The organism is Methylobacterium phyllostachyos (assembly GCF_900103445.1).
In the GTDB taxonomy this organism is placed as follows: Bacteria; Pseudomonadota; Alphaproteobacteria; order Rhizobiales; family Beijerinckiaceae; genus Methylobacterium; species Methylobacterium phyllostachyos.
This window is the reverse complement of sequence record NZ_FNHS01000001.1, coordinates 517,210-541,370: the sequence shown is the minus strand read 5'-3', so window position 1 is coordinate 541,370 and position 24,161 is coordinate 517,210. Positions and strand designations below refer to the sequence as shown.

The 24,161-nt window shown below is 69.1% G+C and carries 25 protein-coding genes, 1 pseudogene and 1 other annotated feature; of the genes and pseudogenes, 11 read left to right on the top strand and 15 right to left on the bottom strand.

Annotated features, from left to right (window positions below; all coding sequences use genetic code 11):
- On the top strand, nt 1–497 hold a 497-nt coding region (locus tag BLQ49_RS02725), incomplete at its 5' end, for a sugar transferase (protein WP_091713048.1).
- 50 nt (nt 498–547) lie between these two features.
- Nucleotides 548–841, top strand: coding sequence for a hypothetical protein (locus BLQ49_RS02720; protein WP_244507399.1), 294 nt, complete (start codon nt 548–550; stop codon nt 839–841).
- 21 nt (nt 842–862) lie between these two features.
- Here BLQ49_RS02720 and BLQ49_RS02715 read toward each other — a convergent pair whose 3' ends face one another.
- The gene (locus BLQ49_RS02715; RefSeq protein ID WP_091713047.1) at nt 863–1,771 is read right to left on the bottom strand and encodes an alpha/beta fold hydrolase; all 909 of its coding nucleotides are present in this window, start codon (nt 1,769–1,771) and stop codon (nt 863–865) included.
- Entirely contained in the window at nt 1,772–2,782 is a 1,011-nt protein-coding gene (locus BLQ49_RS02710) for an SDR family oxidoreductase (RefSeq protein WP_091713045.1), read from the bottom strand.
- A 440-nt stretch (nt 2,783–3,222) separates the two neighbouring features.
- On the opposite strand from BLQ49_RS02710, the gene BLQ49_RS02705 reads away from it, so the two are divergent.
- Entirely contained in the window at nt 3,223–4,011 is a 789-nt protein-coding gene (locus BLQ49_RS02705; protein WP_091713043.1) for an SDR family NAD(P)-dependent oxidoreductase, read from the top strand.
- Nucleotides 4,012–4,209: 198 nt separating this feature from the next.
- Here BLQ49_RS02705 and BLQ49_RS02700 read toward each other — a convergent pair whose 3' ends face one another.
- From BLQ49_RS02700 to BLQ49_RS02690, 3 genes and pseudogenes are all read right to left on the bottom strand, one after another.
- Nucleotides 4,210–4,752 (bottom strand): TetR/AcrR family transcriptional regulator, encoded by a 543-nt coding sequence (locus BLQ49_RS02700; RefSeq protein ID WP_091713041.1) that lies wholly within the window; start codon nt 4,750–4,752, stop codon nt 4,210–4,212.
- Between the two features lie 73 nt (nt 4,753–4,825).
- A pseudogene (locus BLQ49_RS02695) lies at nt 4,826–5,398 on the bottom strand (efflux RND transporter permease subunit); the annotation flags it as partial.
- Nucleotides 5,399–5,957: 559 nt separating this feature from the next.
- Nucleotides 5,958–7,388 (bottom strand): mannose-1-phosphate guanylyltransferase/mannose-6-phosphate isomerase, encoded by a 1,431-nt coding sequence (locus BLQ49_RS02690; protein WP_091713039.1) that lies wholly within the window; start codon nt 7,386–7,388, stop codon nt 5,958–5,960.
- A 199-nt stretch (nt 7,389–7,587) separates the two neighbouring features.
- On the opposite strand from BLQ49_RS02690, the gene selA reads away from it, so the two are divergent.
- Both selA and BLQ49_RS02680 read left to right on the top strand, forming a co-directional pair.
- On the top strand, nt 7,588–9,033 hold the full coding sequence (gene selA / locus BLQ49_RS02685) for an L-seryl-tRNA(Sec) selenium transferase (protein ID WP_091713037.1): 1,446 nt from the start codon (nt 7,588–7,590) through the stop codon (nt 9,031–9,033).
- 131 nt (nt 9,034–9,164) lie between these two features.
- Nucleotides 9,165–9,635 (top strand): MarR family winged helix-turn-helix transcriptional regulator, encoded by a 471-nt coding sequence (locus BLQ49_RS02680; RefSeq protein WP_091713035.1) that lies wholly within the window; start codon nt 9,165–9,167, stop codon nt 9,633–9,635.
- A 19-nt stretch (nt 9,636–9,654) separates the two neighbouring features.
- On the opposite strand, the gene BLQ49_RS02675 is transcribed toward BLQ49_RS02680, so the two are convergent.
- From BLQ49_RS02675 to BLQ49_RS02660, 3 genes are all read right to left on the bottom strand, one after another.
- On the bottom strand, nt 9,655–11,016 hold the full coding sequence (locus BLQ49_RS02675) for a pentapeptide repeat-containing protein (RefSeq protein ID WP_091713034.1): 1,362 nt from the start codon (nt 11,014–11,016) through the stop codon (nt 9,655–9,657).
- A gap of 62 nt (nt 11,017–11,078) precedes the next feature.
- Nucleotides 11,079–13,397 (bottom strand): FdhF/YdeP family oxidoreductase, encoded by a 2,319-nt coding sequence (locus BLQ49_RS02670; RefSeq protein WP_091713032.1) that lies wholly within the window; start codon nt 13,395–13,397, stop codon nt 11,079–11,081.
- Nucleotides 13,398–13,736: 339 nt separating this feature from the next.
- Entirely contained in the window at nt 13,737–14,024 is a 288-nt protein-coding gene (locus BLQ49_RS02660; RefSeq protein ID WP_091713030.1) for an MTH1187 family thiamine-binding protein, read from the bottom strand.
- A gap of 267 nt (nt 14,025–14,291) precedes the next feature.
- Between BLQ49_RS02660 and BLQ49_RS02650 the strand changes: the two genes are divergently transcribed.
- A complete protein-coding gene (locus BLQ49_RS02650; protein ID WP_091713028.1) occupies nt 14,292–15,860 on the top strand; it encodes an integrase arm-type DNA-binding domain-containing protein in 1,569 nt (522 codons plus the stop codon).
- Here BLQ49_RS02650 and BLQ49_RS02645 read toward each other — a convergent pair.
- Nucleotides 15,857–16,057, bottom strand: a complete 201-nt coding sequence (locus BLQ49_RS02645) for a hypothetical protein (RefSeq protein ID WP_091713026.1) — start codon at nt 16,055–16,057, stop codon at nt 15,857–15,859. The two genes, BLQ49_RS02650 and BLQ49_RS02645, sit on opposite strands and share 4 nt — an antisense overlap.
- A gap of 635 nt (nt 16,058–16,692) precedes the next feature.
- Between BLQ49_RS02645 and BLQ49_RS02635 the strand changes: the two genes are divergently transcribed.
- A complete protein-coding gene (locus BLQ49_RS02635; RefSeq protein ID WP_091713022.1) occupies nt 16,693–17,253 on the top strand; it encodes a metallophosphoesterase family protein in 561 nt (186 codons plus the stop codon).
- A gap of 46 nt (nt 17,254–17,299) precedes the next feature.
- Nucleotides 17,300–17,524 (top strand): hypothetical protein, encoded by a 225-nt coding sequence (locus BLQ49_RS02630; RefSeq protein WP_143012195.1) that lies wholly within the window; start codon nt 17,300–17,302, stop codon nt 17,522–17,524.
- Nucleotides 17,525–17,585: 61 nt separating this feature from the next.
- Here the strand turns inward: BLQ49_RS02630 and BLQ49_RS02625 are convergent, their stop codons facing one another.
- Both BLQ49_RS02625 and BLQ49_RS02620 read right to left on the bottom strand, forming a co-directional pair.
- Nucleotides 17,586–18,053 (bottom strand): hypothetical protein, encoded by a 468-nt coding sequence (locus BLQ49_RS02625; RefSeq protein ID WP_091713019.1) that lies wholly within the window; start codon nt 18,051–18,053, stop codon nt 17,586–17,588.
- Nucleotides 18,054–18,168: 115 nt separating this feature from the next.
- Nucleotides 18,169–18,669, bottom strand: a complete 501-nt coding sequence (locus BLQ49_RS02620) for a hypothetical protein (RefSeq protein ID WP_167627606.1) — start codon at nt 18,667–18,669, stop codon at nt 18,169–18,171.
- 325 nt (nt 18,670–18,994) lie between these two features.
- On the opposite strand from BLQ49_RS02620, the gene BLQ49_RS02610 reads away from it, so the two are divergent.
- A protein-coding gene (locus BLQ49_RS02610) for an IS3 family transposase (RefSeq protein ID WP_091713013.1) occupies nt 18,995–20,223 on the top strand; the annotation gives its coding sequence in 2 pieces (ribosomal slippage) (nt 18,995–19,283 and nt 19,283–20,223; 1,230 coding nt in all).
- Nucleotides 19,276–19,392, top strand: a sequence feature (AL1L pseudoknot). It overlaps the preceding gene by 117 nt.
- On the opposite strand, the gene BLQ49_RS02605 is transcribed toward BLQ49_RS02610, so the two are convergent.
- Genes BLQ49_RS02605 through BLQ49_RS02590 form a run of 4 tightly spaced genes read right to left on the bottom strand, consistent with a single transcriptional unit; the run spans nt 20,187 to nt 22,262 of the window.
- Nucleotides 20,187–21,068 (bottom strand): HIRAN domain-containing protein, encoded by an 882-nt coding sequence (locus BLQ49_RS02605; RefSeq protein WP_091713011.1) that lies wholly within the window; start codon nt 21,066–21,068, stop codon nt 20,187–20,189. The two genes, BLQ49_RS02610 and BLQ49_RS02605, sit on opposite strands and share 37 nt — an antisense overlap.
- Nucleotides 21,065–21,310 carry a hypothetical protein gene (locus BLQ49_RS02600; RefSeq protein ID WP_091713009.1) on the bottom strand — a complete coding sequence of 82 codons (246 nt, stop codon included), beginning with the start codon at nt 21,308–21,310 and terminating at the stop codon, nt 21,065–21,067. Before BLQ49_RS02600 ends, BLQ49_RS02605 begins: the two co-directional genes overlap by 4 nt.
- Entirely contained in the window at nt 21,307–21,996 is a 690-nt protein-coding gene (locus BLQ49_RS02595; RefSeq protein ID WP_091713008.1) for a hypothetical protein, read from the bottom strand. The genes BLQ49_RS02600 and BLQ49_RS02595 overlap by 4 nt, the downstream gene beginning before the upstream one ends.
- Nucleotides 21,996–22,262 carry a hypothetical protein gene (locus BLQ49_RS02590; protein ID WP_091713006.1) on the bottom strand — a complete coding sequence of 89 codons (267 nt, stop codon included), beginning with the start codon at nt 22,260–22,262 and terminating at the stop codon, nt 21,996–21,998. The genes BLQ49_RS02595 and BLQ49_RS02590 overlap by 1 nt, the downstream gene beginning before the upstream one ends.
- A gap of 214 nt (nt 22,263–22,476) precedes the next feature.
- Between BLQ49_RS02590 and BLQ49_RS02585 the strand changes: the two genes are divergently transcribed.
- Together BLQ49_RS02585 and BLQ49_RS29995 are read left to right on the top strand one after the other, a co-directional pair.
- Entirely contained in the window at nt 22,477–23,361 is an 885-nt protein-coding gene (locus BLQ49_RS02585) for a hypothetical protein (protein WP_143012193.1), read from the top strand.
- Nucleotides 23,362–23,434: 73 nt separating this feature from the next.
- Entirely contained in the window at nt 23,435–24,088 is a 654-nt protein-coding gene (locus tag BLQ49_RS29995; RefSeq protein ID WP_091712999.1) for a hypothetical protein, read from the top strand.
- Nucleotides 24,089–24,161 lie beyond the last annotated feature (73 nt).

The following is a 24,161-nucleotide window of genomic DNA, read 5'->3' as shown; positions in this document are numbered from 1 at the left end:
CCCCGATCTTCCGCCACAGGCGCCTGGGCCGCGACGGGCGCAGCTTCGGCTGCCTCAAGTTCCGCTCCATGGTCCCGGACGGCGAGGCGGTGCTCGCCCGGCACCTGGCCGCCGACCCGCAGGCCCGGGCCGAATGGGCCGAGACGCACAAGCTCAGCAACGATCCGCGCATCACCGCGATCGGCCAGGTGCTACGCAAGACCTCGCTGGACGAGCTGCCCCAGCTGTGGAACGTCCTGCGTGGCGAGATGAGCCTGGTCGGCCCGCGCCCGATCGTCCCGGCCGAGGTCGCGCGCTACGGCCGGGCGTTTGCGACCTGCTTTGCGGTGCCGCCGGGGGTGACGGGGCTGTGGCAGGTCTCGGGCCGGTCGGACACGAGCTATGCCGAGCGTGTGGCGCTGGATCTGGACTATGCCAGCCGCTGGAGCTTGCGCCGGGACATCGCCATCATGCTGCGCACCGTCCCGGCCGTCCTCGCCCAGCGCGGAAGCCGCTAGGACGGGGCGCTCAAGCCGGAAGTGCCGCGACTGGGACGGATCCGAGCACGATGGCGCGGCGGGCGGGATCGGTCTACCACCTGGCCCATGCCGGGATGCGGGGACGGGCGGCGATGAAGGGTCTGTTGCTGAACGCGCTGCTCGGGCTGGGTCTGGGGCGGTTCGGCTCGGCATGGTGGCTGCTGGCGTTCCCGCCGATCGTCGCTGGTGAGTTGGCCTACGGCATGTACATCCATCACCTCAGCGCCAGCGGCAGTATGCGCCGCGGGCTGGCTCTGCTCGTCTGCGGGCAGCTCGGTTTCCTGCTCGGCGCTCTCATGAGACCCATGCGCGGCGAAACCTGAAGAGGCCCTTCGGGACCCGCGCTACGACGGCCGGAGCGACAGGGCGGCCCGCACGACCGCGTCGGGATGGAAGTGGTGCAGCATGTGCCCGGCTCCGGGCAGAAGCTCGAACTGCACATCGGGTATCATCCGGGCGGCGCGCTGCGCGTGCACGGCCGTGTTCACCACGAGATCGGCGCTGCCGGCGAGCAGGCGCACCGGGACCCGCAGACTCGGATAGGCCAGCATGCTGCGGGTCAGGCCCGGCCAGAGCCAACCGGCATCCTCGCCCTCTGCCGTGATCTGCGCGGGTCGTGCCGCGAGGTCGAACGGGAAGTTTCGGGCGACCGTGTCCGGCATCATGCGCGGGAAATACATCGCGTTCCAGAGCAGCGGCAGCAGCGCCCTGTCGCTCGTCGCACCGAGGAGCCGAGAAAGCGCATCGCCCCCGAAGGGCAGCGCCCGGGGCCCGAATAGCACATGCTCCAGGCGCGGCTCCGGGAAGCAGATCGGCGCGACCGAGACCACCCCGGTAATCTCGTCGGGATAGAGGAGGCCGTAGGCCAGCGCCACCGCACCACCGAAGGAATGCCCGAGGATCACTGGCTGGTGCAGACCGAGGTGCTGCACCGCCTCGCGGATCCGCTCTGCCTGATCCCAGAGATCGCCCGCCTGCCCGCGCGGGCGCAGGCTGAAGCCGTGGCCCGGACGATCGACCGCGACCACACGGAAATGCTCGGCCAGGGCCGGCACCGGCCCGAGCCAGAGATCCTCCAGGCACATGAGGGTCCCGTGGATTGCCACGAGATCAGGCCCGGACCCGGTTTCCGCATAGGCGATCGTTCGGTCGTCGGTCAGGCGGACGATCCGGCGCGGCACGATGCGGGGATCACATTGCGCCTCCTGCTCGGGCTGGGCCGATCCGGGCAGGGTTTCGACCGAGGCCGCCAATTACGAGCGCCGCTTGCGGCTGGTGGGACCCATGACCGCCAGGGCCGTGGCCGCCCCAACCCCCAGGAGGCCGGCCGCTGCCGCGAGCGGGTGCAGCGTCGCCCGCGTGTACGCGCTGGTCCGCATGACCGGAATGGGTGGATCACCCCGCGTCTCGCCGGCCGGCACGGGCGCGTGGAGGGCGCCGTCCGGGTTGCGGGGGGCGCTCTTGCGCTTCTGCAGGGCAATGATCGCCGGGGCGAGATAATCGTAAGCGCCGGGTGCGAATTCCTTGCCGGCCGTGAAGGCCTTGCCGGCGCCGCCCACGAAGATGTCACGCTGCGGATGCACGGCCGCGTGCAGGATGGCGTTCGCCACCTCCTCGGGCGGGTAGATCGGCGGCGGCAGGCTCGGCTCGCGGTCCATGTAGTTGCGCGCGCGCTGGGGGAGGGGGGTATCGATCGAGGCGGGCTTGATCAGGGTGACCGAGACCGGCGCCTTCTCGTAGAGGAGTTCCATGCGCAGCGCGTCGGTGAAGCCCTTCACCGCGTGTTTCGAGGCCGCGTACATCCCTTGATACGGAAAGGCGAGATCGGAGGCGATGCTGCCGACATTGATGAGGGCGCCGCCCTGCTGCCGCAGATGCTCGGTCGCCACCAGGGAGCCGTAGACCGTTCCCCAGAAGTTGGTCTGGATCAGCCGCTCGTGGTCGGCGTCGCTGATTTCGCGCAGCTTTCCGTAGATCGAGCCCCCCGCCACGTTCACCCAGGTGTCGAAGCCGCCGAAGGTCGCCACGGCCCGGTCGGCGACCGCCTGCACGTCCGCGCGGTTTCCGACATCCGCGACAACATGAACGGCCTTGCCGCCGACGCCTTCGATCTCCTGCTGTACGCGGGCCAAGGTGTCGCCACTGCGCGCAGCCAGGACGACACGGGCTCCGTACCCGGCCGCCATCCGCGCGGTGGCGAGGCCGATGCCCGATGACGCGCCGGTGATCACGATGACCTGCTCGCGGAGCGGCTTGTGCTTCATGCGGTGAACCCCTGCGATCCGAACATGCGCTCGCGCGGCCCAACAAGGCCGCACCGGTCGCACCTATGGCTATCCCTCGGGTGGGGTGCTTTGTTCCTGGGTGAGAGGGCAGTCGCTGGGTCGCAGGGGCCACGCTGCTCCCGGGCGCCCCCACGGTCGCGACTCTGGGGGCGTCTGGCACCGGCCGCTTGCCGTCCTGATGGCCCGTGCTTCGCCCGTGCCGCGCCGCCTCGACGTTCGCCGCGGCGAAGCCCCGCCTGTGGAACCGGCTGTCAGCCCTGCCGAGGCTCGCCCGATAGGTCCCCCCGGCCGGCCCGCGACGGACCTGCGTGTGCGCAATCTCACACGCGCGGCGTGCGAGCAGTCTTGATCGTTATCATGACATTCATCATCTAAATTCGGCATGATGACCGTCATGCTCAGCGGATGGAACTCCGACCATGAGCGACAAGCCTACAATCCTGATCACCGGTGCCTCTTCGGGGATCGGTGCCACCTATGCCGATCGCTTCGCACGCCGCGGTCACGACCTCGTCCTGGTCGCCCGGAATACGGCGCGCCTCGCGACCTTGGCCGACCAACTGCGGTCCAAGACAGGCGTCGCCATCGACGTGCTCACCGCCGATCTCACGGTCGAGGCCGATTTGCTTCGGATTGAGGCCCGGCTCCGGGAGGATGCACGCATCGGCGTGCTGGTGAACAACGCAGGGGCCGCCGGTCACGGGGGCTTCCTCGATCAGGATCCCGCTGCGGCCGCCGCGCTCGTCGCCCTCAATGTCACGGCGCCGACGCGACTCGCCAGCGCCGTCGCGCCACGCTTCGTGCAGGCCGGGACGGGCGGCATCGTGAACATCGCTTCCGTGGTCGGACTCGCGCCCGAATTCGGCATGACGGTGTACGGGGCGACCAAATCCTACATGCTGTTCCTGAGCCAGGGTCTTCAGCGCGAACTGGGTCCGAAGGGCGTCTACGTCCAAGCCGTCCTGCCGGCGGCAACCCGAACCGAAATCTGGGAGCGCTCCGGGCGCGATGTGAACATGCTTCCGGGTGTCATGGAGGTCGGCGAACTCGTCGATGCGGCGCTCTCGGGCTTCGACCGACGCGAGGACGTGACGATCCCACCCCTGCCTGATGCCGGGCAGTGGCAGATCTTCGAGGCCGCGCGGCTTGCGATGGTCCCGAACTTCGCGCAGTCCCACGCCGCTGAGCGTTACCGCGCTTCCGCGTAGCCCAAACCGTGACCGTCCTCACCGACAGGGGCGGGATTTCCGGCCCGTGCTCTGGACCCTCCTCGGGCCGAGGAGGTTCGGCCGCGGGGCGCCGCTAGCCGCGATGGTTGGGACGGCTGTGGGGCGGGCCTGGGTCATACTGCGTCGATGGGAGCCGGGATTCCCGGGGCCGAATGCGGTGAGCAGGATCTCGAGCCGCTACCGGGTCGTCGATGCAGTGGCCGCTTCGAGCAGCTCCTTCGCCAAAGCCTGGTCATCGACGGCGCGAGCCAGCACCACGGCGCCCACGAGCGTCGAGAGGGCGGCCAGGGATTGCTGGCGGCGCCGCTCTTTGGACAGCCGCGGCGTCAGCCCGGCGAGGATGGTGGCGAGGCTCTCGACGCCCCGCGTGAAGTGGGCACGCATCGGGCTGTCCGGCGGCTCCCGCGCCACGTCGTTCGCCAGCGCGGCGAGCGGGCATCCTCTCCCGGGATTCTGGACATGTGTGGGCGACAGGTAGTTCGCGATGAGGGCGTCGCCCATTCCCTGGCGCTCCTCCGCCAGTGCCGCGTCGAACGCCTCGACCGCCAGAGCATCCTTGTTGGCGAACTGGCCGTAGAAGCCGCCATGGGTCAGCCCGGCGGAGGCCATGATGTCGGCGACCCCAACCCCGTGCAGTCCACGTTCGCGGAACAGGGCCGCTGCAACCTCGACGACCCGCTGCCGGTTCTGTCTGGCCTGTTCCTGGGAGACGCGGGGCATGCTCTGATCCTTCGATAGGGCCTCACATATAGATGCGTGGCGTCATTCAAGGAGCTGCCGTGCGGACGCTTCGTCAGGGCGTGTGGCCGGCTGGCGCTCCCGCTACGGCAGCCCTCGTTGGACGCGGCGACCGCCCGACCCGGAACTCGAAAGCGTAGAGGGCTGGGTGGAACAGCAGGGTCAGCAGCGTCCCGATGCCGACCCTGTCGATCAGCGCGTAGGCCAGCGCCCCCCAGGGCAGCGAGTGGGTCAGCGAGATGAAGGCCAGTATGGCGACCGCCGTCAGGCTCACCGGACGCGCCCGCCGCACGGTCAACTCGACGATGGCCCCGTAGTCCGACAGCCCTGTCGCACGGTCGTGGTGCATCTGGTCTACGAGGATCAGCGTGTGGCGCATCAGGATGCCCGACAGCGCGATCAGGCCCAGGATCGCGTCGAAGCCGAAGGGCTGGTGGACGACGAGCAGGGTCGGGACGGCGCCGACAAGGCCCGGCGGCGCGGTCGCGAACGCCATGAGCATCGTCGTAAACGATCGCACCTGCAGCATGATGATCGTCAGCGTCACGATCAGCATCAGCGGGAACACCGCGACCAGCGCGTTCATCGCCTTGGCGCTGTCTTCCACAGCGCCGGCCGTATGGCATCGCACGCGCCCCATCCCGGTTGCGGGGATGCGGCGATGATGCGTCCTTCCGCGATAGTCGGATGCGGTGCGACCCGGCGCGCGCTGGCGGATCTGGGCCCCAGGCTTGGCGGGGTCGGCCGTTGACGTCTAGTCGCAGCGATCGCGACCGTCAGCTCAATGACCGATTGCGGACATCTTGTTGAATGAGTTCAGTGTGATGCGAGATTTGCGGCACGCAAGGCGGTCAGTGGCTGAGGACCATGGTTCCGCAGCCGTATCGGCCGGCTTGCCTTCGGTGATGCAGATCTTGCTGCGCTTCGCGCTTCAATCGTAGGCGCGCCGATCCGCCGATCCGCCGATCCGCCGATCCGCCGATCCGCCGATGCGACCGCCGGGGCTGTGCGCTACGCTGCGCGCCTGACATGGCGGGCGATGGCCCTGCCCAAACCCTGCCGCCTTCGCACGCGGGGCACCACACGGCCGCTATCGAGAAGCACGCGCGCTCTTCCGCGTGTCAAACCTGTCTCGATACCGGCCACCCGGCGTCCCGCAGGATCGAGCGCCGCACGCGGCAGCCCACTCAGCGCCCGTAGATATCCTCGACGCGGATAATATCATCCTCGCCGGTATAGGAGCCGACCTGCACCTCGATCAGCTCCAGCGGGATCTTGCCCGGGTTGGAGAGCCGGTGCATCGACCCGATCGGCAGGTATATCGCCTCGTTCTCATGGACCAGGACAACCCGGTCGTCGATCGTCACCTCGGCGGTGCCGCGCACCACGACCCAGTGCTCGGCCCGGTGGTAGTGCTTCTGGAGAGACAGCCGCCCGCCCGGAACGACCTGGATCCGCTTCACCTGGAACCGCTCGCCGATATCGATCCGCTGGTACCAGCCCCAGGGGCGGTACATCCGCAGATGCGCGTCCGCCTCCGGCTCGCCGGAGGCCCGCAGCGCGTTCACCAGCTCCTTCACCTGACCTGAATGCGCCTTGGAGGCGACCAGCACCGCGTCGGGCGTGGAGACCACCACCACATCTTCCAGCCCCACCACCGCGGTCAGGCCCTCGCCCTGGCTGTGCACGAGGCTGTTCCGCGTCCCGATCAGCGACACCCGGCCCCGTACCGCGTTGCCGGCCTCGTCATGGTCGAGCACCTGCCAGACCGCGTCCCAGGTGCCGACATCCGACCACGCGAACGACACCGGCAGCACGCCGGCTTGGGCGGTGCGCTCCATCACCGCGTAGTCGATCGAGATCTTGGGCGCCTGCGCGAAGGCCGCCGCGTCGAGGCGTACGAAGTCGAGATCGGTCACCGCGGACTCGTAGGCGGCGCGGGCGGCCGCCAACACCTCGGGCACGAAGGCTTCGAGTTCGGCCAGCATCAGGTCGGCGCGGAACAGGAAGTAGCCGGAGTTCCAAAGGGCGCCGTCGGTGATCAGCGCCTCGGCGCCGGCGCGATCGGGCTTCTCGACGAAGCGGGCGACGCGGGCCGCGCCCGGCGCCTCGTGGATCGGCTCGCCGCGGCGGATATAGCCGTAATCGGTGGCCGGGCGGTCGGGCTCGATGCCGAGCGTCATCGTGAAGCCGGCCCGGGCGCCTGCGGCGGCGCGGACGACGGCGTCGACGAAGGCCGAGGGGTCAGGCACGACGTGATCGGCCGCCATGATCAGGACGACCGCCTGAGGGTCGCTGGCCGAGGCGTGCAGGGCCGCGACCGCGACGGCGGCGGCGGAATCGCGGCCCTGCGGCTCGAGCAGGATGTCGGCGGCAAGCCCGATCTGGTCCCGCTGCTCGGCGACGATGAAGCGGGCTTCCGCCGAGGCGATGACGGTGGCCTTGGCGAATACGGCCGCGTCCGAGACCCGCGCGAGCGTCGCCTGGAAGGTCGAGCGCTCGGCATCGACCAGCCGGGCGAACTGCTTGGGCATGCTCTCGCGCGAGGCCGGCCACAGCCGCGTGCCCGTCCCGCCGCACAGGATCATCGGGTAGATGGGAGCAGAAGATCGGGACATGGCGGCTCCTCCCGCGGTGCGTGACGGAATGGCGTGATCGCGCAGTCCGGACCGCCCCGCAAGGATGAGGAGTGCCGGCGCCCGCGATTTTTCGCGTACTTGCCCTTAACGGCGTGCCGGAAGCCAAACAACCTGCGCGGATTATCCACGGCGGTCAGGACTGGCTCAACACAGCCGGATCGTTATCTCTGGTTTCGCAATGCCTTCATTCAACAAGACCCGTTCGACCTCCGACGACCCGGCGCCAAGCCCCCGGCGCATCCCGTCGGTGGAGCGCCTGGTCGGAGGCGCGTCCCCGGCGGATCTCGCCGCCTACGGGCGTATCGCCTTCACCGGCGCGATCCGGGCTGTGCTGGCTGGCCTCCGCGCGGAGGCCGGCCCCGTTCCGGAGGCGGCGGCGATCCGGGCGGCCGCCTGCCGGCAGCTCGCCGCCGAGCGGCGCCCGTCCCTGAAGCCGGTCTTCAATCTCACCGGCACGGTGCTGCATACCAATCTGGGTCGCGCGCTGCTGCCCCGCTCGGCGGCCGAGGCGGTGGCGGCCGTGATGGTGCAGGCGAGCAACCTCGAATTCGATCTGGCGACCGGTGCCCGCGGCGAGCGGGACGACCATGTCGAGGCCCTGATCTGCCGCCTGACCGGCGCTGAGGCGGCGGTGGTCGTCAACAACAACGCGGCCGCGGTCCTGCTGGTGCTCAACGCGCTCGCCATGCGCAAGGAGGTCGTGGTCTCCCGCGGGGAGCTCGTGGAGATCGGCGGCTCGTTCCGGGTGCCGGACGTGATGGTGCGGGCCGGCTGCCGCCTGCGCGAGGTCGGCACCACCAACCGCACCCATCTGCGCGACTATGCCGAGGCGATCGGCCCGCGCACCGGCCTCGTGATGAAGGTGCATCCGAGCAACTACGCCATCGCGGGCTTCACGGCCGAGGCCGACCCCGAGGCGCTCTATGCCCTCTGCCGGGAGCGCGGCGTGCCGCTGGCCGACGACCTCGGCAGCGGCAACCTCGCCGATCTCGCCGCCTACGGCCTGCCCCCCGAGCCGACCGTTCGGGCGGCGCTGGAGCGCGCCGACGTCGTCACCTTCAGCGGCGACAAGCTGCTGGGCGCGGTCCAGTGCGGGATCGTGGCGGGCCGGACGGATCTGATTGCCCGCGTGCGTAAGAACCCGCTGAAGCGGGCGCTGCGGGTCGACAAGATGACCTACGCGGCGCTCGAAGCGGTCCTGCGGCTCTACCTCCACCCGGAGCGGCTGGCCGAGGAACTACCGACCCTGCGGCTGCTCACCCGGGACCGCGCGGCGATCACCGCGCAGGCTGAACGCCTCGCCCCTGCGGTGGCGGAGCGCTTGGCCGGCCGGGCGGCCGTCTCAGTCTCGGAGTGCGTCAGCCAGATCGGGTCCGGCGCGCTGCCGGTGGAGACGCTGCCCAGCGCCGCCCTGGTCCTGACCCCGGAAGCGGCCGGAGAACCGGCACGCCGTGGCGCGGGTGGGCGATGCAAGCGCCTCGCCGAGCGCCTGCGCGATCTGCCCGTGCCGGTGATCGGCCGCATTCAGGACGACGCCATCCTCCTGGACCTGCGCACGCTGGAGGACGAGGCCGGTCTCCTCGACAGCTTGGCGTCGCTCGTTTCGCCGCCGTCCGCGTTGTGACAAAGTCGGGACTGTATGGACGTGGATGCCTTGGTCGAAGCTCGTGCGCCGGCTTCAAGTGTTGTGGTATAATGACGAACCCGCGGTCGCGGTCGAGAGGTGCGGTGCCTGGACCGCGATAGGCGAACGATATGGTTCATACTGCCGACACGGTGGAGGCTCAGCGCGAGACGGATCCGCTCCTCCTCGATAACCAGCTTTGCTACGCGCTCTACGCGGCCGCGCATCGGATGACGAAGTCCTACCGGCCTTTGCTGGAGCGCCTGGGGCTGACCTATCCGCAATATCTTGTGCTTCTGGTGCTGTGGGAGCAGGACGGCGTCACGGTCTCGGAGATCGGCCGGCGGCTCCGGCTCGACTCCGGCACTTTGACGCCGGTGTTGAAGCGCTTGGAGAGTGCGGGCTTCCTCCTGCGCACCCGCCGACAGTCGGACGAGCGCGAAGTCGAGATTGCCCTGACGCCGCAAGGCGCCGCGCTCCGGGCCGATGCCGTCTCGGTTCGCGAGAGCGTCATGTGCCAGCTTGAGCTGAGTGAGCCGGAGATCCGGGCGCTCCGCAAGGATCTGAGCCTGGTGATCGAGCGGCTGAGCGACGGCGAGTGACGGCGCAGCCGCTCCGCCTTCACCGGCGCAGGCGGTTGCCCAGGACGAAGCCGTAGAGCCCCATCAGGATGATACCGACTGCGCCCTCGATGCCGACCAGCAGGTTGGTGACGCGGCCCGTGGGCTTGAGGCCGATCTCCGGCGGATTGGCCGTCATCATGTTGAGGGCGCTGTAGCTCAGGAGATCGAGGGGGTTGTAGGTCGGCCCGGCCTCCGGCCCCTCCAGGATGATCAGGCCCCCCGTCAGGCCGTAGAGGCCCGCGAAGACCGCGATCAGCAGCGCGAAGGCGCGGGCGATGCGCGATAGGCTCTCGCCGTAATCACACAACCACTCGACGAAGCGGTCGGCGCTCCAGCGGTAGCCGTGTCGCAAAGCGCCGGCCCAGTCGCGCGCGCGCCAGGCGTCGCGAGCCTGCCGGCCGGCGTGAAAGCGGCCCATTCGGCGGCCGCGCTTGTAGGCCCAGCTCGCCGCATCGTGGCTGCCGATGCTCTTCCAGTTCTGCTCCAGGGCGAGGTAGCTCGCCTGCGCGGCCTCGAAGGCGCCCGCCACCTCCTCGCCGACCGCGCCGCCGAGCTGCTCGACGCTCATCCGCGTCCCATTGAGCCATGCGCCCGAGAAGCGAGCGTGCCGCAGCTGGCAGGTGGCGAGGTTCAGGCGCACGAGATCGGTGTCGGACAGATCGGCGCCGGAGAGATCCGCCCCATCGAGCTTCGCCCCCGAAAAATTCGCCCCGCGAAGCCGGGAGCCCGCCAGGCTCGCCCTCGTGAGGCTTGCCCCGGCAAAATCCGCATGGGTCAGGTTGGCGTCGGTGAGCTTGGCCTCATCAAGGCGCGCGCCACGGAAGACGGTATCGTCGGCGTCGGCCCCGGTGAAATCCGCGCCCCAGAGGTCGGCGTCGGCGAAATCCGTTCCGTCGAGGAGTGCGCCGGACAGGTCGGCGAAGCGCATCGCAGCCTGCCCGAAGCGCGCATCCTCCAGCATGGCGCCCGCGAACTTCACCTGTCCCGCCACGATGCCGGAAAAATCCGCCCCCGACAGATCGGCCTCGGAGAGGTCGGCCGCCTCGAGGATCGCGCCGGTGAAGCGGGTGGAGCGCCCGACCACCCCGACGAGGTTGGCCTGGCGCAGGTTCGCCGCGGAGAAGTCGGCTTCCTCCATGCGCGCCCGGGACAGGTCGGCCTCCGCCAGTGGCAGCCCGCCCGATTCGGGATCGGCGCCGAAACCCGCCGTGGCCAACGCATCGCGCGAGGCGCTCAGATGTGCGAGGTCCGAACCCGCTTCGCGCACGGGAGCCCCGGCGGCGATCCGGTCGAGGAGCGCACGCAGGCGCGTGTCCCCCAGCATGTCCGGCCGCGCGTCCGGTGGTGTCGCCTGATCCATGGCGGTTCCTTGCCGGAGAGAATGGCCGTGCGCCAGACGCCTTCTCTCTCGGACCGCCTTTCTCAGGCTGCGCGTGTCGAGGCGGTCACCCGCACCGTGATCGCCTTGGCGGCTGGGGTCTTGGACTGCTCGTCGTAGTGCCACAGCGGCAGCAGGACGTTCAGCTCGGGATAGTAGCCGCCGCAATTCCCCTCGGGAATGTCGTAGGCGACGACCCGAAGGCCAGCGACCTGCCGGGCCACCGCATCGCCCGCCTCAGTCGCCACGTCGACAGCGCCGCCATCCTTCAGGCCGAGCCGGGCGATATCGGCCCGGTTCATGAACAGGACGGCACGGGTGCCCTTCACGCCGCGGAAGCGGTCGTCGTAGCCGTAGACCGTGGTGTTGAATTGGTCGTTCGACCGGAGGGTGATGAGGTCGAGCACGTCGTGTCCGCGAGACGGCAGATCCGGGTCGGCTTCGAGCCCTTCGGGCACCGCGAAGTTGGCCTTGCCGGTTTCCGTCTCCCATTTCCTGTCGCGGGCGCCCAGCGGCTTGGTGAGGCCGCCGGGCTGGAACATCCGCCCGTTCAGGTCGTGGAACACCTTCGGGTAGGTGGCCTCGATGGCGGCGCGCACGCGGCCGTAATCGGCGACCCATGCATCCCAGTCGATCCGGGAGTTCGGCGGCAGCGTCGCCTTGGCGATCTCCGCCACGATCCAGGGCTCCGAGCGCAGGTGCGGCCCGACCGGTTCAGCCACCCCCCGGGAGCCGTGAAAGCGCGCGGTGGAATCCTCCATCGAGACCGCCTGCGGTCCGCTCGCTTGCTGGTCGACCTCGATGCGCCCGAGGCAGGGCAGGATATAGGCGACTGACCCGTTCACAAGGTGTGAGCGGTTGAGCTTGGTCGAGATCTGCACGGTCAGGCGCTGCCGCCGCCAGGCGGGTTCCATTCGGCCGGTATCGGGTATCGCCCGCAGGAAATTGCCGCCGAGCCCGATAAAGGCCTGCACGCTGCCGTCGAGGATGCCCTCGCAGGTCTCCACCGTGTTGAGCCCCTTCTCCCGCGGCGGCTCGAACCCGTAGAGGTCCTTCAACTGATCGAGCGGTGCCAACTCCGGCTTCTCGGTGATGCCGACGGTGCGCTGGCCCTGCACGTTCGAATGGCCCCGTACCGGGCAGATCCCGGCCCCGGGCTTGCCGATATTGCCGCGCAGGAGCAGCAGGTTGACCAGCATCCGCACCGTCTCGGTGCCCTTACGGTGCTGGGTCAGGCCCATCCCGTAGATGCCGATCACCGCCTTCGCCCGGGCGTAAACCTCGGCCGCGGCCTCCAGGGCGCGCCGGGTCAGGCCGGAGCGCCGTTCCAGCACCGCCCAGTCCTGGCGATCGCAGAACCGGACGAAATCCGCGAAACCATGGGTGTGCTCGGCGATGAAGGCATGGTCGAGAACCCGGGGCCGGCCCGCCGCTTCGGCCTCTCGGTCCATGGTCAGCAGCGCCTTGCACAGGCCGGTGAGTGCGGAGAGGTCGCCGCCGGCCTTCACCTGATGGTACTGGGTCGAGATCTTGGTCGAGGATCGCGTCAGCATCTCCACCGGTGATTGTGGATCGGTGAAGCGCTCCAGGCCCCGCTCGCGGAGCGGGTTGAAGGTGATGATCTGCGCCCCCCGACGCCGGGCCTCCTGCAGCGGGTGCAGCATCCGTGGTGCATTCGAGCCGACATTCTGGCCGAAGAAGAAGATCAGGTCGGTGGTCTCGAAATCCTCCAGCAGGACCGTGCCCACCGGTGCGCCGATCGATTGCGGCAGCGCCACCGAGGTCGGCTCGTGGCACATGTTAGAGGAATCCGGCAGGTTGTTGTTGCCGTAGAGCCGGGCCAGCAGCGCCCACATGTAGCTGGTCTCCAACGAGGCCCGGCCGGAGGCGTAGAACACCACCGATTTCGGATCGGCCTCGCGCAGGGCCTTCAGCTCCCGGCCGATCTCGGCCATCGCCTCGCCCCAGGAGACCACGCGGTAGCGGTCGGTCTCGGGATCGTAGCGCAGGGGATGGGTGAGGCGGCCCTGCTCCTCCAGGGCGTAATCGCTCCAGCCGCGGAGTTCGGTGACGGTGTGAGCGGCGAAGAAATCCGGGGTGGCGCGGCGCCGCGTCTGCTCCCAGGCGGTCGCCTTGGCGCCGTTCTCGCAATACTCGAAGGCCAGCGGCTTGGCCGGCTTCGCCCAGGCGCAGGACGTGCACATGTATCCGTCCGGCTTGTTCTGCTTCAGCAGCATCGCCGACCCGGTGACCGGCACGCCCTCGCGGGTGAGGATCTCGACCAGGGAGCGCGCGGAGCCCCAGCCGCCGGCCGGGCCATCGTAAGGCTCGATCCGAATCTCACCGTTCTCCTGCTCGGCCATGCCGTCCTCCCACCCGGCACCCCAGTGACCGGACAGGGTGAACGCGCGAGGAAGGGATCGGGATCGCGGGCGCGTCACTGCGGCGCCGGCCGGCTTCCGTTCGCGGCGCGGCACATCCAACGTCGATTCGTGCACGTATCGAGCGGGGAAGAGGCTATGGCCGGCGTCGATGTCGAGATGGTGAAGTGCGCCTGCCAGGACTACGTCTGCGTCATCCTGCTGCGACGCGTACGCGGAGGGCCACAAGGATCACCCCGGCTGTGAGCATGCCGGCTGCGCCTGACACGGGTGAGACATCCGGAGCCGCGCGGGCGCGGTGTCACGCCGCGCGGGGCCGCGTCAGGAGACGGCCGTGAGCTTGTCGGCCATGGACTGATCCTTGTCCCGGCGGGTCGAGAAGATCAGCGTAAAGAACGTGCGCTGGACACCGAGTTCGGCGAGCCGCGCCTCGCAGCGTTCGGCCAGGGCGCAGATCTCGGACAGCTCGGCCTCGATGTTAGTACCGTTGGGATGCATCGTGGCGGTGAGTCCGCTCGCCTCGATGATCGCCTTGATCTCTCGCACGTAGGGCGAGACCGAGGGGCCGACTCCCATCGGCACGATGCACAGGTCGGCCGATACCTTCATGACGCCTGCCTGATCCGGAACACGTCTGCCGCACCGCGGCAATCGGCGGCGCGGGATGGAGCGGGTGAAGGGAATCGAACCCTCGTATTCAGCTTGGAAGGCTGGTTCCCCGACTGAATTTCAGCCGCTAAAGCCACCACGACCCATTAAACAGCCCACTGAGAATACAGCGGAAATCCGCGTTCGTGCGTAGGATGCCCCGTTGCGCCCGGTTTCCCGGTGCGGCTGGTATTGGCTGGTATCACGCGGAACAGGCCGAGGCGAGGCATGGCGAAGGCGGTGACGAAGGCCACGGCGAATCCGGCGGCGTACACGCGGAAGCGGGTGTCACTGGCTCTCGAACACGTCGAGCGCGGCGAGGACATGATTGAGCGGGGACGCGTCCCGGGGCGGGGCATCGAGTTCGCAGACACCCGGACGCCCGGCCTCATCCTCCGGATTACCCCGACGGCATCGACGTTCATGCTCAAGACCGAGCACGCCACTGTCAGGCTGGGCGAGGCTAGCCGCATCACCGTCGAGCAGGCGCGAGACCAAGCCACCCTCGCACGCATCAGCCTCAAGCGCGGCCGGGACCCTCGGCGCCAGGTCGCCGCGTTCGAGGCATCGCTAGGGGATTCGGGGGACCAATCCTCGGCCGCCGAGGTCGCCGCGGCGGTGGACGACACGCCGGCGCAGACCGAGGCTGACCGGCGCGCCCACGGGCCTTGGTTATGGCGCGACCTCGTAGACGAGTTCCTCGTCGCCAAGCTTCCTAAGCTGAAGGGTACCTACCGGGCGCAGTACGAGAGCTATCTGCGTCACCAGGCGTTCGACCGCATCCGCGACCGGCTTGTCTCCGACATCCGCATCAAGGACCTGGAGGGGGTCCGTAATTCCGTCCTGAAGTCGAACACCGCGTCGGCCGCTCACCGCGTCGTCCAGCAGGGCAAGGAAGCGATGTCATGGGCATGGAAGTTCAATGCCGGTGTTAGCGGCCTCGACGCGTTCGAGTACGAATGGTGGCTGCGGTGGAGCATCGATTACGCGTCGGGCAAGCGCGACCACGTCCCCCGGATCGAGGAGCTCGCCCGTACGCTCGCCCTCGCTGAGCGGCACCGGTCCCTTGGCCAGACGGAGCATGCGACCGGGACCGGCACCCTGGCGATGTTGTGGCTCACCGTCCTGACGGGACAGCGGACTTACCAGACGTCGATTCTTCGGCACGACCGCCTCTACCCCCTCGACGGGATGCCGGGCTGGGTCAGTGCGAACTGGACCGGGGTCGAGATGAAGGGAGGCAAGTCGGGCAGCCGCCCGCACGCCTTGCCGCTGCCCCCGCAGGCGACGGCGGTTCTGAAGCGCCTCTGGGCCGAGCTCGACGAGCCGTCACCATGGGCGTGTCCGTCCGTCCGCGGCGAAGGCCATGCCCACCAGAGCGCCGTCAACAAGTTGCTTTGGCGCCTAGAGGGCCTCGACCAGTACGGAGACCCGAAGCCCGGCCGGGCGAACCTTCTCGCGCTGCACGGAATCGAACCGTGGACGCCGCATGATGCCCGGCGCACGATTGGCTCATTCCTCGGAGACCGCCGGCTCGGCGGTGCTGCGTCGGCCATCCTCTCCCACAAGGAGGGCAAGGACGAAAACGAGAAGGAACGGACCGCAGCAGTCACGCGGCTTCACTACGACCGCGGCCAGCGAATGGCCCTCAAGGCCGAGGGCATGGAGATGTGGGTCACCGCGGTCTTGGACGCCTACGAGCGCGAGCGGGCCGCGCTAGCCTTGCTCCCGGTGCCGGCACCACCGCCTAGGACGAAGCGCAAGCCGGCGGCTCCGCGGCGGAAGGAGGCGGCCTAGCAGGCCCGGCGCTGCGGCCGACGCTCCCGCCGGTCCCTGCCGAGGGCCCTAGCGCGATCTCGCGGCCGCTCGGCCGAGACGAATCCGCGGCCGCCGCGGTAGCGCCCGGAGGCCTCCAGCATGTCCTCGGCCAGGGCGCGCATGACGGCGTCGCGCTCCTCGAACCCTGCGTCGGCGACGTCTTGAAAGCTGAGCATTGACCCCTCCGTTCTTTAGAACAGATAGGGAACACGAGGACGGGTTCAACGGGGCATAGAACGGGATGTGAGAACCTCGCGGCTTGGTCGATTTCCCCTACCGACGGGTACGCGTGACGTGCTGCTGGTGCCCCCGGCGCCGCGGGGACTACCACACGGAGCGGCTATCCGCGCGCCTCGGGCCCGGGGCCGACCTCGACACCGTGTTGCGGTGGATCACCAGAACCTGCCCGCGCCCGAAACCATGGGGGAAGCGCGGGCCGAGCCAGTACGTGCCTTGGTGTCGGGCCATGTTCGAGGACCTCAACGCTGGTCGCCCGCCGGACCGCCCATCACCCTAAGGGCCTGCCGGATGCGCGGCAGCCGCTACGTTCAGGTTATGCCGCTTTGGGGCCCCTTATGCGCAGAACATAACGGCACTCGGCCGTCCCGCCGCCCCTTATGTTCAACTCCGGCGTGAGGCCCAGGGATAACCCCTCGGCCGCCGTTGACCGGCTGAGTCCGCGCCGCGATCATCGCACCCTCACAAGCCATCGAGGCCGACGTGAAACGAATAGCGCTCCCCCGCTCGAACCGAACGACACCCCCGGGGGCGTGACCGCGCGCGGCAGCCCCCCCTCACGGAGGCTGCCCCTATGACGACCTACTTCACTGCCGATTCGCACTTCGGCCACGCGTCCGTCCTGCGGATGAGCGGCCGCCCCTTCGCCTCCATTCAGGAGCACGACGAGGCCCTCGTGGCCGCGTGGAACAGCGTCGTCGGTCCGCGCGACGAGGTCTGGCACCTCGGCGACTTCGCCCTCGGGGCAAGCCCGGAGCGGTGCGCCTCCCTGTTCCGCCGGCTGCGCGGCCGCAAGATCCTCGTCCGTGGTAACCACGACCGGAAGCGGGTCACGGACCTGCCGTGGCACGAGCAGCACGACCTCGTCAGCCGCCGCATCGAGGGCCAGCGCATCGTCATGTGCCATTACCCCATGAGGGCGTGGCCGGGCGCGTGGCGGGAGAGCGTCCATTTTTTCGGGCACACCCACGGCTCCCTGCCGGACACCAGCCAGTCCTGCGACGTAGGCGTGGACCGGTGGTCGTACGCCCCGGTGACGCTCGGCCAAATTCGGGAGCGCCTCGCTGCGACGCCGGAAATTCCCGAGGAGCGGCGGCTCGGGCAGCAAGGGGAGGACGACGATGCCGAGGGGTGAGCAGGAGATCCCAGCCGACTGCGTCACGTGCATCAGGTGCGGGTGGGTGTCCTATGCCGTCTCGAAGGCGGACGCCGAGGCGCACATCGAGAGGCACAACCTGTGGCGGCTAGAGGACCCAAGCCGCCTGCGGCATTGGCCGACCCCGGCGGTGCTCGACAGCTACCGCTGCAGGGGATGCGGGCAATGGGGGCCGTACCGGCGGACCGTCGCCGGGGACTGCCCGCCGGGGGCGACGCTCAACGCGGTCGTCTGCGAGCACGTCACTTGAACGCGAAAGGCCCCGGCATCTCCGCCGGGGCACTCGCTCATCATGTCGTTAGCACATGATGTCAGCCGAAAATGTCGGCCCGCACGCGGGCCTTGGTCGCCTCGATGTTCGCGGGGACGGTTCCGAGCCACATGCTCCATGCCAGCCTGTACGCCTCATCATTGACGCCACAGCCATCGAGCATCTTGTACAGCTGGCGCGTCAGGTCGACGTGGTTTTCGTCCTGCTGGAAAACACCGGCGACGAGCATGTCCGGATTCCCTGCGACCCGCCGCATGGCGGCGCTACCGGGCTCGCCCTTCATGATGCTGTACGCGTATCCGCTGGGCTTGGATGAGTCCGGCCATAGGCCATAGACGCGGTCAGCGGCGTTGAAGATGGCCACTAGCATGTACGCTTGGTTGATCTCGTCCGCGGCGAGCATGCTGGCACTATTCTTTTGTGCCATGTCGATGAGGTCTTGGACCTGCTCGGCCGTGATCTCGCGCTCCCGATGCTTCGAATTTCGCCTCGTCATCTCGGTCCTCATCTTCGGGCCGCCCGTGCGGCCGTCGAGAAGACCCTGCCGAAGCGGTCGTCGCGGCTGGAGTCGAGAGATGGTCGAAGGTTAACAGGCTGGTTAATCGTCCACAGCAACGAGGCGCTCACCCGCGCGAGGGGTGGCGCTCCCGTTCGGCCCTGGCCTTCCACTCCGCCTCGGCGGCGACCAGTTTGTCGTGCAGGTCGCGGGCCTCGCCTGCGCGGGGGTGGTCCATTCCGAGGAACGGGCGCAGCCGCGCGGCCGCCCCAGAGAATCCCGCCGCACGGCACCTGGCGACGTGGGCACGCTCATCGAGGCTCGTCGGCTCGGGCCCGTAGCCCAAGTGCGTCAGCGTTCTCGGCCGGTTGTATGTCTCGCTCGCGCCGGCGACGGCCTCCTCCTGCGCGCGAAGCCGCGCCGCATCCCGGGCAGCCTTCATCAGCACGGGTTCGGTCTCCTCCACCGCCTTGACGAGGGCCACGGCCTGATTAGCCAGGACCTCCTCGACCGGGGCGTCCGCCGGCGGGACGGGCGGGGATTCCGGCAGAGCGGGCGGGGCGGCGTGGATGGCGCGGCAGGCTCCCCGGGCGACCGGGGGCAGGCGGGGCGTGGAGGCGGTCGTCATGCGCGGTGTTCCCTCTTTGCGGCTTCGATGGCCGAGCGGTTCGCGGCATTCTCGGCGGCGGCGACCGTCCGAATGAGGTGATGGGACGCCCAAGGGCGCAGCGTACCCTTGACCATGCCCTTGGTTGGGAAGGCTCGGCGTCGCCATGCGTCCCTGGCTTCGGCGAGCGACGGGTGGCGGCTGACGACGGTCCATGTTCGCCGGTCGACAATTACGTGCGTCGCGGGCGGGCGCGGCTGCCGAGGTCTAGTCCCAGGCATGGCTGACCTCGCAACTGAATCGCCCCGGGATTTTCGGAGGCTCCAACTCTTGAGAGACTGGAGCCATGACGAAGCATACCCCACCCTTTTCCCCTGAGGTTCGCGAGCGGGCAGTCCGGCTGGCCCGGGAGCATGAGAGCGAGCACGGTTCGCAATGGGCCGCGATCCAGTCGATCGCGGCCAAAATCGGTTGCTCTGGCGAAACGCTGCGCAAGTGGGTCCGTCAGGCCGAGCGCGACCGGGGCGTGCGGGCCGGACCGACGACGGATGAGCGCGAGCGGATCAAGGCGCTGGAGCGGGAGAACCGCGAGCTCCGGCAGGCCAACGAGATCCTCAGGAAGGCGAGCGCGTATTTTGCCCAGGCGGAGCTCGACCGCCGGTTCCGGTCATGATCGCCTTCATCGACGATCATCGTGCGCTCTACGGGGTCGAGCCGATCTGCAAGGTTCTGCCGATCGCCCCGTCGACGTACCACGCCCATGCCGCGCGACGAGCCGATCCCGGGAGGCTGTCGGCTCGAGCCAAGCGGGACGCGGCACTCATGGTCGAGATCCGGCGCGTGTACGAGGCAAACTTCCGGGTCTACGGCGTGCGCAAGGTCTGGCGGCAGCTCGCCCGCGAAGGGATCATTGTGGCGCGCTGCACGGTGGTCCGGCTGATGCGAACGATGGGCTTGGCTGGCGTCGTCCGGGGGCGGAGGGTTCGCACCACCGTTCCCGATCCGGCGGCGGCCTGCCCGCTCGACCGGGTCAATCGACAGTTCAGGGCCGAATGCCCGAACCGGCTATGGGTGGCGGATTTTACCTACATCGCCACCTGGGGCGGCTTCGTCTATGCGGCCTTCGTGATCGACGTCTTCGCCCGCCGGATCGTGGGCTGGCGTGTGTCGCGCTCGGCCCGGGCCGACTTCGTGCTCGATGCCTTGGAGCAGGCCCTGCACGAGCGCCGCCCCTTCGCCGGCAGCGGCCTCGTCTGTCACTCGGATCGCGGATCGCAATATGTGAGCATCCGCTACACCGAGCGCTTGGCCGAGGCGGGCGTCGAACCCTCCGTCGGCAGTGTTGGCGACTCGTACGATAACGCTCTCGCCGAGACGGTGATCGGCCTGTTCAAGGCGGAGGTCATCCATCGACGCGGGCCGTGGCGGTCCTTTGAGGCGGTCGAGTACGCCACGCTGGAATGGGTGGACTGGTTCAACCACCGTCGGCTGCTCGAACCAATCGGCCACATCCCTCCCGCCGAGGCGGAGGCACGCTATTATGCCCAGGCCGAGGTCCAAGCCTTGGCCGCCTGAGCCAAACCAAACGGCCTCCGGAAAACCCGGGGCGATTCACAACCAATTCGGGGGGCGCGAACGGAATCGGGGTCGAGCCTGCTCCGAGGTGCCCGACACCAAGCGCGGATCTCCGCGTCGAACTCGCGTGTCAGCGGCACCCGCCAGGTGTAGCGGCCGACCACGATGCCGACCCGTTTCGCGAGGCGGGCGACCGTCGACCGCGAACAGGCCAGCAGCCGGGCTACGTGGTCGACGTCTACCTCGGTGCCGACGTCCGGAAGATCAGGCTCGAACGGCACGGCCAGCAACGTCTCGACCGCCTGGGCGACGCGCGCCACTCTCCTGGCCTGGAGTTGGTCCGCGAACCGTTCGGCCCGCCGACGCAGGCGCCGCTCCCGCTTCTCGTTCCGAACCGGCAGGGTAGCGCGGTAGGCGACCCGTTCGATGTGCGCGGCGTAGAGCGGTTCCGCGGCCGGGCCGACAACAATGAGCCTGAGCGACCACGCCTCGCCGTCACCCTCGCCGATGACGTACGCCCGGGCGGCCGCGCCGGCATCGAGCAGCGGGGCGACATCGCCGGCGGCGTTGCGCGGCAGGTGCCCGATCTGGTGGGCGTTCCTCCACCAGACCTCGACGGCGTTCGCGTCGTGCTGGTTGTCGGGGACACGCACGAGGTGGAGACGGTCCCCGAGCCGGGGCATGATGCGCTCCCCCGTCAGGTCGTCGCGGCGGCCGTACGCGTAGAACTGGAGCCCGGCGCACTCGCTGACGAGCCAGGCCTCACCGCGGTTGAGCGCCGGGATCTCGACGCCGAGGTCGGTGTCTTCGTAGCCGCGCAGGTCGGGGACGGCTTCGTCGCTCATGGCGTCCCCTTCTCGTTCGGGTCGACCCAGGCCAGCGCGGCCTCCACCTCTGCGATGGCGCGCCGAACCGCGGACAGGACGACCGCCTCGGCGGTGGCGACGCGGATCTGCAGGCGCTCGTCCGCCCAGCGGCTCGACCCGGCGCGGGCCTTTGCGGCGGTCAGGACCGCTGCGTAGCGGGCGCGCGTCTCGCGGGCGTCGAGCGCGGCGAGCTCGTCGACGAATCGCAAACGGTCGCTCATGCCGCGGCCCTCCAGGCGGAGATGTCGCTCAGCCCCGCAGCCCGCCGGTACTCGTCGATGGCGGGGCTCTCCGGGACGTCCTCGTGCGGTCCGGACCGCCGCCGTTCGAGGCTGGCGTCACCGTCGGCGCGCGATACAAGCCAGCGCCTCGCGTCGTGCCCGGGCGCCTGGACGGGGGAGAACCCAAAGACCTTCTCCATGGCGCGCTCGACCTCGGACGCGATCTTCTCGTCGAGCTTCCAGCACGCCCACCATGCCCGGTGGGCGGCCGTCCGCAGGGCCGCATCGCGGGACATCCAAAGGAAGAACCCGCACTCGTCGACGTTGGCGTGGAGGCCGCCGCCGCAGGCTTGGCCGAAGCATCCTGTTTCGGCCTTCGGATTCGCGCCGGGCCCAACCGGCCGGCGGAAGGTTAGGTGGTAACCCGCCGTCCAACCGAGGCGCGTCCCGGTGATGCTCAACTCGATACGGTTCTTCCGCGGCAGGAGTATCTCGATCCGCTCCGGCGCGGCGCCGACGGCGACGTAGTTCTCCCACCGCTGGCCGAACGGGATGGCCGCTATGGCCTCAGCCTCTTCGACGCAACCGGGACGGTGGAACAGAAAGGCCGAAGGCGCGGCCGCGGGAACCAGGGCCGGTAGCGAGAAGAAGTCGAGCTGATCGGGGTTCGGCCGACGCTTCGCCATCACAGGACCTCCGCCTCGATGAGCGTCAGGCCGTCCCGGTCGTAAAGCGTCACGGTCTCGGGCTGGCGCGGCACGTAGCGGACCTCGCGGACCAGCCCGAGGCCCTCCAGGATTCGCGCGGCCGGCCCGCGGCGCTTGCGCACGACGTCGTTCACATAGGGGACGCTCAGGCCGTGTGCCGCCGCCCACGCAGTCTGTCCGCCTGCCTCGACGCAGGCCGCCCGCAGGCGGTCGACGACTTCTTCCTCTGTAAGCGACGCGGACATCCAAGCTCTCCAAGCGTTCAATGCAGTGGAGGTTATGGACGTTCCGCTGAAATGCAAGATGCCATATTCCTTCGACATTAGAATGATCGTAATTCGTAATTTGCAAATTGCACTTTACGAATTGGGTCGAAGAAAAATTCTTGGCGGCCCTTTCATTGTGCTTGGTCGAGTGCTTCAATATGGCAATCAGCAGATCGCCAGGAGCCCCGACACCGTGTTCACGATCTTCCTCTTCCTCGTCAGCGTCGGCCTCGTCGCCGCCGCGGCCGCCACGGCGGCCCACCGCCCGCTCCCCCTCGACTTTGCGCTCCCTGTCGGCGCGCTGGGCCTCGCCTGGCGGAACACCGGCGAGCGCCAGACCCGCAACGGGAAGCGCATGCTCTGGAAGGCTGAGGGCGACACGACCCGCTACAGCCGGGCCTACTCCGCCGACCGCGAGGGAATGCGGGAGCTCGGGTTCTCGTGGGACGGCTCGACGCCGGTCTGCTGGGAGCCTGTTCCGGCGCCCGTGCCCTACACCGTCGAGGAGGCCATCGCGGCGGCCGAGGCCCGCGCGGACTCGGCGGACCGCGCCAAGAAGCGGGAAGCGCTAGCCGCCGCGGAGGCCGAATGGGCCGCCAACGGCGCCGCCCGGGCGGAGGCCATCGACGCGCTGCGGGCCTGCCTCAAGACGCGGGCATGGGCCTGGAACAAGCGTAAGCGCGAACTCGCTGAGTCCCTGCTGGGCGACCGCCCTTCTGACCGGGACGCTCGCATCGCCCGCGAACTCGTCGCTGAGGTCGAATACCTCGTTCAGACGATTACCGCCCGGCTCGGCCAGGAGCGTGTCGCCGAGTGGTGGGAGCGCGCCGCCGTCCCCGAGGTCCGCGCCGCGGCGCATGAGGCCTGCCAAGTGCTGTCCGACATGGACGGCGATTGGGCGACCGTCCGGAACGCCCGCGGGTGGTCAGCGGCTCACTCGCACGCCGGGCATGTCCTGGCGAGCCTCCCCGCGCTCGGTCAGCCCGAAGCCTCGCACGCCTTGAGGGCCGTCTGGGCGCACCAGCGGCAGATCCCGGCATACCTCCGGGAGCGCGTGTTCGGTTCGCCCGAGGTCTAGCCCATCCCCCTCTTCTCGCTTTCGTCCCCCCGCCGACAATCACCCCGTAGCCCCGAACAGGAATCCTCACGTCATGCGCAAGCTCAGCCAGTTCTTCGCCCTCGTCATGGCCGCAATGGCCGCCATGGCCCAGAAAGTCTGGGACGGCACCCGGTGGGTCGCGAAGGCCTTCTCCGGCATCCCGACGCCACAGGGTGTCGAGGTGGAGGATGCGATGGACGCCGTCGCCGCGAAGGCCTCCGCGCCCGTGACGGCGTCACAGCCCGCCCGTGACGGTGTCACGCCCGCTCCGGCGCCAGCCCCCAAGCCCGAGGTCGCTCCGAAGCCCGCCGCGAAAACAGCGCAGGTCGTGGAGCTCGATCCCGTCCTCGCGAAGGGCAAGGCGGCCCACGCGTTCGCCTGCGCCCTCGCGACGCTGGGTGACGAGCCCCCGACGGAGGGTCTCAACGAGGCCGAGATCGCGTGGCTCAACAGCCTCAACACCTACGAGATGATGCACGTGTGGAGGGCCGGCCCGATGCAGGCCGGCGCCCACATGCTCGGCATCAAGGCCATCCCCGGGCTGCCCCTGTGCCCGACCCTGTCGGAGTACAGGCACATCCTGGGAAGCGCGGCGCAAGTGACGCCTCGTCAGCGCGAGGAGATCGCCGAGTACAACGCCACCCTCGACGCCGCCTTCGACGAGATGATCAACAGCCCCACCTTCGAGCTCAAGCACGGCATCTAACGAAGCCCCCCCGAACAGAGAAAGGCCCGCTCCGACGTCCCGGGGCGGGCCTTTCTTTTTGTGTGGTCACCGC